This is a genomic window from Haloferax sp. ATB1, assembly GCF_000730175.1.
Genome location: NZ_JPES01000088.1, coordinates 34,673 through 46,568 on the forward strand (window position 1 = coordinate 34,673; position 11,896 = coordinate 46,568).

At 61.5% G+C, this 11,896-nt stretch carries 8 protein-coding genes and 1 pseudogene; 4 read left to right on the plus strand and 5 right to left on the minus strand.

Annotated elements, in window-relative coordinates; genetic code table 11:
• Positions 1 to 449: 449 nt before the first annotated feature.
• Positions 450 to 2,051, minus strand: coding sequence for a hypothetical protein (locus tag ATB1_RS14615; protein WP_241768286.1), 1,602 nt, complete (start codon positions 2,049 to 2,051; stop codon positions 450 to 452).
• Between the two features lie 466 nt (positions 2,052 to 2,517).
• Here ATB1_RS14615 and ATB1_RS14620 point away from each other — a divergent pair, with 466 nt between their 5' ends.
• The 4 genes and pseudogenes from ATB1_RS14620 (at position 2,518) to ATB1_RS14635 (ending at position 8,656) form a co-directional block, all read left to right on the plus strand.
• Positions 2,518 to 4,044 carry a COG1361 S-layer family protein gene (locus ATB1_RS14620; protein WP_052368028.1) on the plus strand — a complete coding sequence of 509 codons (1,527 nt, stop codon included), beginning with the start codon at positions 2,518 to 2,520 and terminating at the stop codon, positions 4,042 to 4,044.
• Between the two features lie 3 nt (positions 4,045 to 4,047).
• Positions 4,048 to 6,568, plus strand: a pseudogene (locus ATB1_RS14625) (RND family transporter).
• Positions 6,569 to 6,743: 175 nt separating this feature from the next.
• Complete coding sequence (locus ATB1_RS14630) at positions 6,744 to 7,850, plus strand: tubulin/FtsZ family protein (protein ID WP_042664994.1); 1,107 nt, start codon at positions 6,744 to 6,746, stop codon at positions 7,848 to 7,850.
• A 185-nt stretch (positions 7,851 to 8,035) separates the two neighbouring features.
• A complete protein-coding gene (locus ATB1_RS14635; protein ID WP_042664997.1) occupies positions 8,036 to 8,656 on the plus strand; it encodes a TetR/AcrR family transcriptional regulator in 621 nt (206 codons plus the stop codon).
• 125 nt (positions 8,657 to 8,781) lie between these two features.
• Here ATB1_RS14635 and ATB1_RS21000 read toward each other — a convergent pair whose 3' ends face one another.
• From ATB1_RS21000 to ATB1_RS14650, 4 genes are all read right to left on the minus strand, one after another.
• Positions 8,782 to 9,204 carry a hypothetical protein gene (locus tag ATB1_RS21000; protein ID WP_241768273.1) on the minus strand — a complete coding sequence of 141 codons (423 nt, stop codon included), beginning with the start codon at positions 9,202 to 9,204 and terminating at the stop codon, positions 8,782 to 8,784.
• A gap of 68 nt (positions 9,205 to 9,272) precedes the next feature.
• Positions 9,273 to 9,665 (minus strand): putative toxin-antitoxin system toxin component, PIN family, encoded by a 393-nt coding sequence (locus ATB1_RS14640; RefSeq protein ID WP_042665000.1) that lies wholly within the window; start codon positions 9,663 to 9,665, stop codon positions 9,273 to 9,275.
• Positions 9,666 to 10,159: 494 nt separating this feature from the next.
• Positions 10,160 to 11,134 carry a hypothetical protein gene (locus ATB1_RS14645; protein WP_042665153.1) on the minus strand — a complete coding sequence of 325 codons (975 nt, stop codon included), beginning with the start codon at positions 11,132 to 11,134 and terminating at the stop codon, positions 10,160 to 10,162.
• Between the two features lie 393 nt (positions 11,135 to 11,527).
• Positions 11,528 to 11,812, minus strand: coding sequence for a hypothetical protein (locus ATB1_RS14650; protein ID WP_042665003.1), 285 nt, complete (start codon positions 11,810 to 11,812; stop codon positions 11,528 to 11,530).
• Positions 11,813 to 11,896: the final 84 nt, after the last annotated feature.

The following is an 11,896-nucleotide window of genomic DNA, read 5'->3' on the forward strand; positions in this document are numbered from 1 at the left end:
GCACTTGGCGTCGGGTCCTCGCGCGCACGTAACGTCAGTAATGATAGTGGAGACGGTCGGACCGCTCTGGCCAACCCTCGGGAACGGACGCGCGAGAAAACGGCCTCCAGCAGGCCACTCCCCGACCAAACCCCCCAGCAACGACGCTGACAAGCACGGTCGCGATGACGGCAGTCCCATCCTCAGAAGTAGACGAAACGCGGCGAGGAATCACGACCGCCGAGACGAGTCGCTCGGAGCACGGCTCTCAGTCGGGGCCGAACCGCATCTCAGGCGGGCAGTTCGAGGGTAGCAACTGTGGGAACTTAGCGAATCGTGATCACAGCGCTTCGAAAAACAGCCGTCTGAGATTGCCAACTGTTCCGTCGGGCACACGTCCAGACGGGTTGGCGGAATCATCGCACCCCCACGTCGGGGACGGCGGTTACACCGCCTGCGAGACTACGTCGTCAGGTCGAGCGTCCACGGACGAGCCACGACTTCAGTCGTGCGTCGGCGGCGGTACCACGTGGGTGAGGGTCATCGCGGGTTGTCACGTTCGACTCGATTTCGATCTCTTGCGGCCCCGCGACGACCGTGTCGTTGTGGCTGATCGAGACGTTCGCGGCCCCAGACTTCGCCGGCGTGAAGTTACAAGAGACGACGCCGTTCTGGCCGACGGTCGTCAGACACCGGGAGAAATAGGTGGTGCCCTCCTGTGTCATCGTGAGGTCGATATCCATCTTGGTCTGTGGGGCGAGGTTGGTCCGTGCCGAGACGTTAAGCTTCGTTCCGGACATGGTCGCCGTGAGATTGTCCACCGACGGTTCGGCGACCGCAAACGACTCGGTCAGTACAACTCGCTTCCCGTCAGCGTGGATCTCGCTGTCGATTACGACGGTCACGTTGTACGTCCCGGTTTCCAAGCGCGTGGAGTCAGCGACGACGTTGAGCGTGTCAGTCTCCGCGTCGTATGCGACGTCGAACACAGTCTGCGGGGAGACGAAGTCCATCTCGGAACTCTCGACGCGGAGGTCGACGCCGGGACCCACGTTACCGAGGGCATTCGACGCGTATTCGAGACGACTGTGGGCGGTCTCCTCTCCGAACGTCACCGAAACAGCGCCAGTTCCTTCCGTACGGGGGTTGACAACGTGATATTCGAACAGCAGCGTCTCGTTATCCGCGACTGAGATCGGCTCGTCGAATGCGACTGTCAGCCCCCCACTGGATGTGACCTGATATCGATTGACGGCGGTTCTGAGCGACCGATCGATCTCACCGTCGGCATCCGTATCAATTCCGATGTGTTCGATCAACTGCGAACTGTGGAGGGAGGGAGATGGACCTGCACGGTAGTCGATTCGGAGCGTTTGACTCGTACGGGCATCCGTCTGTGGCGACCACTGTACAACGTGTGTCGTGTGCGCGCCCGTAGACGCGTTCCGTGCGAACATCTGCTGTGTGCCGGGAGCGGAGGGCTGAACAGCGCTTTCGAGCCCGCTCACGTGGTACTGCACGACTGCGTCGTCACCGACCGCGACGACGGGAGCGGACCCACTCCCGTGCGATCGGTCAGCACAATCGACGTTACCGGGCTGCTGGGTGGCTGGTACCGAACACGCCGCGCTCCCTCGGACCGATGGGGGCTCAATCCAGAGACGGTCCGCAATCCGGGTCTGGCCGGCGGAGGCGATTACGTTGTACCGGCCGGTCGGAAGTGCTTCAGGGGCGGCCGCGTTCGGGCGCGTGAGGACAGAGACAGTGTCGTTTGCGTCCGCCGTCCGGAACGCGGCGTCGGGGGCGTTCGCGTTCGACGTGTCGAACACCACGGTGACAACGCCGTCGCCGGAGCCGTCGGTCGCTAAGACGGTCGCCGAGAAGTCGCCTTCCGCAGACGAGATTTGGAGACTAGCCTCGTCGGTGTTGTTGAGGACCAGCGTGCGTTTTACGAAGTCGCCTTGCTGTTCGACCCGCTGGGCGTCCGCGAACCGCACCGATTCGTCTGTGGGGTCCAACGCGTGCACAGCGATTGCGCCGCTAGGAACCGCCGTCAGCCCGAGAATCAACAAGAAGATAACAGATAATGTTCGTATCGAGCGGGTCCGTGGACTCATACCCCTGACTATCTGGTCCGGCAGTAAGTACTTTCTGTCACAGTCACCATCCTCAAACGCCTGTAGGACGCTTGCACGTCAGTTGAGAGACCAGTTTTAGGTTGCGTGCTGTCACCGGCCGTCACTACCCTCAATAACCGTCCGTTTGACGTGATTTACCACGTCTAGTTGGAGATTTTTTGTAGATTCACCGACCAGTGTCCACAAAAGATATTAGTTGTGTGTCGCTACTGTTAGTAGAGATGTATACACAGGTGTTGTCCCGAGAGCCTTGCCGAATCAGCGCCCTCCTCCTCACGTCTGAAACGCACTGATGTACAGAGACACACTTCGTTCTACGCTACTTGCCCTCTGTCTCGTCTTCGTGCTGACTACCTCGTTGGTCACCCCGGTCGTCGCCCAGACCGCCAGTTCGGGGCAGGTGTACGGGTCGCCCGACATCGACGTGTTCACCTCGACGAGCGAGTTCGAGCCCGGGACGCAGTCGCAGCTCCGGCTCACACTCCGAAACAACGGTCAGATCGATCAATCGGGCCCCGAGCGATACGAAAGCCGCGTGACGACCGCCCGCGGCGTCACTGTCGAAGCACAGTCCGGGGACGCGCCCATCGAGATTAACACCGGCACTATCGGTGCCGGAAATGTCCCGACGGGGACTGTCGACCTTTCGCCAATCGATATCACGGTGTCCGAGAATGCAACCCCCGGAACGTATCGGATTCCGATCGAGGTGTCGTACACGTACACGCGACTCGTCGATTACGACCCGTCCGGCGCCGAGTACACGGATAACACGCGAACGAGGACCCACTACGTGACGGTCCGCGTCCGCGACCAGCCGCGGTTCGAAGTCGTCGAAACGTCGTCGACTGCGCAGGTCGGGAACACTGGCGACCTCGCCGTGACGATCGAAAACACCGGCACCCGCGCTGCGAGCGAAGCGAGCGTCACGGCGACCTCGCGGAGCGACGAACTCGTGTTCGGAACGGGTTCGGAGAGTTCGACCGCGCAAGTCGGCCGCTGGGCCGTCGGCGAACGTCGGACGGTCAACTACACCGTCTCGCTCGCGGAAGACGCCACGGTGCGCGGCTACACGGTCAATCTCGACGTCGACTACACCGACACCGACGGCATCGCTCGAACGTCGCGAACGCTGAACATTGGCGTCACCCCCGCCGAAGAACAGAGCTTCGCCCTCGAAAACGTCTCTACGAACCTCCGCGTCGGCGCGGACGGAACGGTCTCGGGGACGGTCGTCAACAACGGGCCGAAACGCGTCGACGACCCGGTGCTCCGGTTCAGTTCGAGCAATCCGAACATCAACGTCGAGACGTCCGAGTACGCGCTGCCGGACCTCGAACCGGGCGACAGTGCCGCGTTCGAATACGAGGTCGGCGTTAGCGATGCCGCGAGCGCGAACGTTCAACAGCTCAACCTCTCGGTGGAGTACCGCAACAGCCGCGGGAACATTCGAGTCAGCGACGGGCTCACGACCAACGCAGAGATCGCTCCGCATCAGGACCGCTTTATCGTTGAGGTGGTCAACAACACGATCGAAGCCGGAAGTGACAGAGCGGTCCGCGTGCGGGTCACCAACAACGGCGACGAGCCACTCACGAACATCGAAGCCCAGGCGTTCGTCCGAGACCCCCTCAGTAGCGACAACGACGAGGGGATAATCAGCGAGCTCCAGCCGGGCGAATCCGAGGAGTTCACGATTGCGCTGAGCGCCGGGGCCGACGCGCTGCCGAAGCGCTATCCGGTCTCCTTCGACTTCCAGTACGAGATGCCGGACGGAGACACGGAAGTGTCCCAAACGTACACCACGCCGATCGAAGTGACCGAGTCGCAGGGCGGCGGCCTCCCGATTGGGCTGATCGTCGGTGCGGTCGTCGTTATCGGCGTGCTCGGCGTGTTCGGCTGGCGGCGCTTCAACACGGACGAGTAACTAATGGACTTCCAGATCGATTACCAGCACTACATCGACGTTGTCGACGGTTGGATAGTCGACCAACCGAAGACAGTGCTCCTCGCGTTCTTACTGCTTTCGGCGGGGTTTTCCGCCGGGCTTGGACAGTCTGGAACCTCGTCTGGAACCAGTCAGTTTACTGAAGACGTCGCCGCGTATCAGGCGTTCGAGGAGGTCAACGACAACTTCGAGCGGGTGGCGTTCGAAGAAGACACCGGTACGACACAGCTCATTCAATCGGGGACGAACGTCCTGTCGAAGCCCGAGCTACTCCGGATGCTCAGGGCCCAACAGCGGTTGCAAGCCAATCCCGAGCTATCGGTCGTGCAGACGACGAGCGTCGCCCGCGCCGTCGCCAGAACGATAGACCCGTCGGCCACGACGCTCGCCGAGGAGATCGACGCCGTCGAGCAGGCGACGCCGACGGAAATCGACCGCGCAGTCCAAGTCGCCGTCGAACAGAACCCCGCGATTCGGGCGAGTCTGAGCGAGGACTTCAACGCGCGTTCCGCGTCGGCGTCCGCGACCATCGGCATCGTCACCCACTCGCTCACCGCGGAGGTGTCCGACTCGGCGGGGACGGGCGGCGAGAGCCCGCTTACGGATATCCAGCGACACGCCGAGTTCATCGTCGGCTCCGTCGGCGGGGATATCCGGGTCTTCGGTAGCGGAATCCTCTCCGAAGAGTTCGCCTCGGTCATCGGCGACTCCCTCGCGCTCGTCGTGCCCGCGGCGGTCGTCCTGATTCTGTTCTTCTTGGTGTTCGCCTACCGCGACCCGATCGACCTTCTCATCGGGGTCGTCTCCCTCGCGATGGCCGTCCTCTGGACGTTCGGCTTCATGGGCTTGGCGGGAATCGCGTTCTCGCAGATGCTGATCGCGGTACCGCCGCTCCTCCTCGCGGTCGGTATCGACTTCGGCATCCACGCGATCAATCGGTATCGCGAAGAGCGGACCGAGGGCTTCGGAATCCAGGAGTCGATGCGAACGGCGACTGACCAGCTTCTCGTCGCGTTCACCATCGTCACGGGGACGACCGTAATCGGCTTCGCGGCCAACGCATCGAGCGACCTCGGGCCGATTCGGGACTTCGGTATCGTCGCGGCCGTCGGAATCGTGTTCACCTTCCTGATCTTCGGCATCTTCCTGCCGGCGGCCAAGGTGTACATGGACCGCCTCCGAGAGCGGGTCGGGTTCCCCGAGTTCGGGTCCGAGCCGCTCGGGGCAGAGGACTCGTTCCTCGGGAAAATCCTCCCCGTCGGGATTCACATCGCCCGCATCGCCCCAAAGGCGTTCCTCGTCGCGTTGCTCGTGAGTACCGCGTGGATGGGGTACTACGGTTCGGGCGTCGATAGTCGCTTCACGCAGGATTCGTTCCTCCCGCCGGAGGACAACCCGGAGTACCTCGAACTGTTCCCCCAACAGCCTGCAACCGCGTGACTACACGGTGACGGAGACCACGAACTTCCTCGAAGACAACTTCCAGACCGGTGAGGAAGACGTCACGACGGTTTATGTGGAGGGCTCGCTCACGGACGGTGGTACCTTAGAGTCCATGTGGCGGGCGGGAGACAGCCCCCCCGACAGCTTCGTCGTCGACGACGGCCACGCGCGGGAGACGAGCATCATCACCGTCATCCAGAGCTACGCGGAGCGGGACCCCGAGTTCGCGGCGCTCGTCGCCCGGAACGACCGCAACGCGAACGGCATCCCCGACGACAACCTCAAGCAGATCTACGACGCGCTCCTCGCGTCGCCCGCGCGCGACCAGGCGCTCAACTACATCACCGACGATTACACCTCCGCACGCGTCGAGTACGCGGTCGAATCCGACGCCAGTCAGGCCGACGTGACCGAAGACACGCGCGCGGTCGCCGACCGCTACCGCACGGAAGCGACCGCGACCGGCAACGTCGTGATTCTGAAGGCCGTCTCGGACGTCATCGCGCAGTCGGCGTTCATCAGCCTCGTGCTCGCGCTCGGCGGCTCTGCGGCCTTCCTCATCATCGTCTACGCCCTGCTCGAAGGTCGGCCCTCGCTCGGGATTGTGAATCTGGTCCCGATCATGGTGACCGTCGCCGGGATCGCCGCGACGATGCGGTATCTCGATATCCCGTTCAACGTGATGACCGGAACGATCCTGTCGATCGGGATCGGCCTCGGTATCGACTACTCGGCGCACCTCGTCCACCGGTTCGCCGAGGAGTACGACGAGGGCACGGACGTCTTCGTCGCGCTGACCGATTCGGTGCGCGGGACCGGTGGCGCGCTCACCGGCAGTATGCTGACGACGGTGACCGGAATCGGCGTGCTCGTCATCGCGATTACGCCGATTCTCGGACAGTTCGGGCTCCTGACCGGGGTCTCGATTCTGTACTCGTACGTGGCCTCGCTTGTCGTCTTACCGCCGGCGCTCGTCGTCTGGGCGCGCCTCGTCCACGGCGAAAACGCAGAGACGACCGAGCCGGCGGGCGGCCCGGACGGCGCGGGCGGTGCGGTGTGACCCCGACGACGTTCACGCGCTGAAAGCCGTCGGCGGCGTCGCCGTATCGAGACGGAACGGACGCCACACGCGGCCGGCAGACCGCCGGCACGCCGGGGGCTCGAAACGAGGCGTCGGGCGCAGTCGCGGGAGACCGGGATTTTTTTCGCCCGGTGAGTAACAGACCAGACTATCTATGAACGTGTTCTGCTTCGGAGCAGGGAAGGCTGGGGGGAGAGTCGTCGAACAACTGCTGCAGTACGAGCGCCAGCTGAAGGCGGATTTCATCGTCGGCGCGGCGGCGTGTGACACGACCGCCGCGGACCTCGACGCCTTAGAGCAGGTCCCCGAAGACGCGCGCGTGCTGTTCGGCACGGCCGAAACCAACGGGGAAGGCTTCGAGGGTGACGCCGCCGGTGGTACCGAAGCCGCCAAGAAGGAACACCGGCAGCTCCTCGAACCGACCGACGATGCACCGATCGCAGCGAGCGACGCCTTCGTCGTCTGCGCCGGTCTCGGCGGCGGGACGGGTGGCCCAACTGCCGCGGTCATCGCCGAGCGGCTCTCCGAGATGTACGACCAGCCGGTCTACGGTGTCGGCGTCTTCTCGACGTCGACGACTGATCCACAGCGCGCTTCGAACACGCTGCGGTCGCTCCGCCGACTCGTATCGACCACGGACCACGTCTTCGGGTTCGACACCGCCTCGCGAGTCAAAGAAGAGCCGGTGTCCGACGAGACGTACGACACGCTCAACGCGGAACTCGCGCGCCGCCTCGGCACGCTGTTCGCAGCGGGCGAGGTTACGACCGCCGACGACGTCGGCGAAAGCGTCGTCGATGCCTCCGAGATCATGAACACGCTCCGCGGCGGTGGGCTGGCGACGCTCGGGTATTCCGAACGCCCGCTCCCGCCGCGCGATACGAGCGTTCGCGGGCGTCTCAAGCGTCTCATCGGCGACGACACCGAATCCGTCGACCAGATTGACTCGCTGAACCGCATCACGACACAGACCCGAGAGGCCGTCCGCGGACAGTTGACGCTCCCCTGCGATATCGGGACGGCATCGAGAGGCCTGCTCGTGATTACCGGGCGGCCGGCGTGGCTCAATCGCGATGCGATCAGCCAGAACCAGGGCTGGCTCGAAGACCAGACCGGGAGTTTGGAGGTTCGAAACGGCGACGACCCGCGGCCGGATGCGGACGCGCTCAGCGTGTTGGTCGTCCTCGGCGGGGTCGCCCCGCCCGAGCGGCTGACTGCGCTCCAAGCCGTCGCGGACGGTGACGACACGAACGACGACTGAGGTCGCTCGCCGTCGTTCGGCAGGCGGGCGCATCGGGAACGCCGACGAGACGAGACGAGACATCGCGGGGCGATACGACCGACGGGTACGCGGTCGACGCGTCTGTCGATCCCATCCAAAGACACCGTTAAGTACGGTTCGACACTATCTACGCTAGACCCCTCGCGCGGACGACTCCAGAATTCATGACCTACTTCTCGGATTCAGCAGACACAGATCGCCATCAGACACAACAGGCCATCCTCGAAGCGACGCACCAGGTCTTACTTGAGTCCGGTTACAGCGGGATTTCCATCTCGCGAATCGCCGACCGAGTCGGCATTAGCAAATCGGTCATCTACCATTACTACGACAACAAGGAGTCGTTACTGGCGGAACTCTTAGACGCCGTGCATCGACGGTTCCTCGCGAAGATATTCGAACAGGAGGACACGACGCCCCGCGAAGAGCTCGAACGGTTTCTGACGCTGTTCGTCGCAGCGCCGTCGCTGAGTTGCCAGCCGGAGACCGAACTGACACAGCTCGCAAAGGCGTTCGTCGAACTGCGAACGCAGTCGATTTCGAACCCGGATTATCGCTCGATTTTCACCGAGTCGGAAAACAGGGTCAAACGACGGCTCACAGAGACCATCGAAGCGGGAATCGAACAGGGGGAGTTCAAGCCGGTGGACCCAGAGCGAACGAGCGAACACATCATCACGTTCGTCGCTGGGATCCTGTTTCGGCAAGCGACGACCGACTCGGTCGACAGCGAGGCTCTGTACGACGAGGTCCAACAGTTCCTCGCCGACCGAATCTACGTCTGACGAGCGTCTCAGCGTGGTGGCGAATCTGGGTAGCGGGATATGAGGCTCTGTTGAAGTCCTCATCTACTGATAGTTTTCCGAGGCCGCGCTGAATACAGGGCGCATATGTTGCACGAGACGGGGGCTCAGTTTGATGTTGTATTCCTGTGATTCTCACCTAACTTGCGCCGGGTGATGACGAACGAAAGAGCGAGAATACTCGCTATTTCTGCCCCGATTGCCGGGAGAACCTGCCACAGTGGGGTTGGTTCAGAGAACCCAGGTCTCGGATACAAGACTGCATCAAAGTAGCCAAAGCGATGAAGCGTCATGAACAACAACGCGGTTACGCCGACTAATGCGAACACAGTAACGAGGGCCTGAAGCGTCTTGTTCAGTGAGTTCTTCCGAGTCCACAACAGCCAAAACGACGAACCGGTAAGCGCGACTCCGGCGAGTATGAAGTCGGGTGTTGTGGAGGGTGGAACCACGTCACCAAGAGTGACTGTATCCTTATCGACTTTTTGGGAAATCCTGAGAGAAATTGAGTTGGCTCGTGCTGAACTCACACTCTACGTTCAGCTCGGGTGTTGCGAAACCAGTTGAGATGACCACATCGAGAACTGCGTCTGTGCGGTCAGTCAATCAGTTCGTCCGGTGCAACACCACCGTGATCAAGCAACTCTCCGTCGAAGGTAACCATGGTTGCATCAACATCGTTCGCTAATGCGAGAAGCACGCAGTCCATTGTATAGAGTAGATTGTCTTGCTGTAATCCATACGCTGCAACCTGGTCGCTGATTTCGGGCGCGTAGATGTCCACGCTACTGTAGATGTCTGATAACACTGCCTCGACTCGATCTTGCTCAACACGCTTCTTCTTTGTCATCACTGACCGAATCTCCATGAGGTTTAGAATAGAAGTACAGAACTCGTGGTCCTCGTTGAGCAACTGTGTCGCGATTTTGCCACGACCCGGTTCGTCAGTTAAACTAGCGATGAAAACGTTTGTATCGACGAAGACCTTCATTCTCGTCTTCGTTCGTCACGTACCGCCGCAACAGAGTCGATGTCCACGTCTGCAAGTCGGCCAGATAGGAGGTCGCCAAGTCGTAGTCGTGGTTCGTCGTTATCAGACGATTCGTCGATCCAATTCGGCGGCGTTGCGTAGCTACCCATTGCCGGTAATTGCGGACGTGCCTGTAAATCATTTTCTCTGTGGGAGGGTTCGACTCCCCAACCTCGGCTAGACTATTCTCGATTTGCTGAACTCCCCCTCTAAGTCTTGCACGACTTTTCTGACAGCGTTCGGGGAGGTCTCTGTGGCCGTGTTGAACTCAGAGCACGAGTCGGTCAGAGATTTCGTCCAGCAAAGAGCCTCAATCGTCGTCGGCAGTGTACGCTCCACCACGACGCTTGATTCGAGATACGGAGGAGACGATGCGGGCAGACCTGGCTGGGTGAGAGCCGTCTACGTCGAAGCGGCGATACGGCGGGGAGCAGCGGACGGGAGACGGCGGGCGTTTAGTCGTCTCTGACCCACCGGCGGCCGGTGAACAACAGCGCAGTCACCACGAGACCACCGAAGAAGCCACTGAGCAGGAACGTCGATGAGTTCGAGGGGTCCGTACTACCGAGGTTCACGGTGAGTGCGTTCGCGCCCGAGGCGGTTGTCGACGAATCGAACTGGACCGACTGCGTCGCCCGGCCGGTCGTCTCGCCGACGTCGTACGTCGCGGAGACCGTTGCGGTGTCCGACGGGCGCTCGTTGACCTCGACGACGACCGTCTCCGAGGTCGCGGCGGCGACCGACCGAAGCGAGGTCGTCGGCAGTGCCGACCGGTTCGACGCGCCCGAAATCACGACGTTGTCGATGGGTGCGTTCCCGTGGTTGGTGACTCGATACCGAACGGCAACCGAGTCGTTTTCCTCGAAGGCGGTCGCGTAGACCGACACGTCGTCCCGGAGCGGCTCGACCTGCATGGTGTCGAACGCGTCGACGGTTTCGCCGTCGTTGTAACGGAGCGTCGCCTTGAGCGCGGTCTCGCCCGCCTCCGACGGTTCGACCGTGAACTCGTAGGTCGTCGAGTTCTCCGCGGCGAGGACCGGCGTGAGCGCGGTCTGAGCCTGCATCCCGCCGGTAACCGAGTCGAGTCGGAGCGACAGGTCCGTCAGCGCCTCGTCGTCGCCGTTCGACACCGTGACCGCCACGGTGGTGTCAGTCTCGGCGACCGCTTGGCGGGTCTCGATTTGGACCCGCGGCGGAACTGTCGTCGACGTGCTCGGTTCCGAGACCGTGACGAACACCGGATGCTTGAGGTGGACGATTTCCGACGTCGCACCATCGGAGCCGTAATACCGACCGCGGACGTGTACGGTCAGTCGCTTATCACCGGCGGTGGCGAAGCGCGCACTAATCGGCACTTCGGCGGTATCGCCGGCACCGAGAACGCCGATTTGATTCGCCTCGCTGTGTTTCGTTCCAGAACGGTCCTCCACCGTCACCTCCGTGATTTCGAAACTGCCGCTTCCGGAACTGGAATGACTAATTGTCGGGGTTATTATAATACGGTCGCCGGTTTCCGGTTCGTCGTCGGACACGCTCACCCCGGTTACTGCGGTATGCGCGGGTGACGCCGTCGCACCCCCCACTGCACTTCCAACCGTGAGTAAACAAATAACCGTTACTAATCCAACTAATACACCGTTCTTCGGGTCGAATTTCGATGTCATGCGAGTTTTAGGCTCGCCTAAATAGATAAAAATGCGTCGATTTTTAGGTCTGCCTAATACAGCGAGTAGGAGGGTCAGTGGGCAGGAACAGGAATTAATAGTCATCTGATATAATAGAGCTGTCCCGCCGTCAGCGACGAATTGTGCTAGAAAGATAGCTCAAGGAAAGAGTCGACCAGTTTGCCACTCCCAGACCAGTTCCGACCCCAACCAGACGACCAGCCAGACCGTTGCGAGGACGAAGACGAGGGCGGTAATCGACAACAGGTGGAGCGGCCGCGTGACCGCGAGCAAGAGCGGATAAAACAGAAACAGTACCGCCGCCACCGCGCCGAGGCCGATCAGACTACAGACGTACCGCTCAGTCGCGTCGATCTGTGCGGGCTGGACCACTTGCTGTGTCGGTTGGTCGTCGTCAGGCACGCCCCCATGTTGGTTGTACATCTGTTATCCCCCTACATGGATACTACATCAACAATTATTATAAATTTAGCGTCGTGGCGACACGACAGGCGACGAACAGTTGTC

Coding starts and splice junctions, on each gene's coding strand:
- ATB1_RS14630 (WP_042664994.1), top strand. CDS start 6,744: ATGAACGTGTTCTGCTTCGGAGCAGGGAAGGCTGGGGGGAGAGTCGTC.
- ATB1_RS14635 (WP_042664997.1), top strand. CDS start 8,036: ATGACCTACTTCTCGGATTCAGCAGACACAGATCGCCATCAGACACAA.
- ATB1_RS14640 (WP_042665000.1), bottom strand. CDS start 9,665: ATGAAGGTCTTCGTCGATACAAACGTTTTCATCGCTAGTTTAACTGAC.
- ATB1_RS14650 (WP_042665003.1), bottom strand. CDS start 11,812: ATGTACAACCAACATGGGGGCGTGCCTGACGACGACCAACCGACACAG.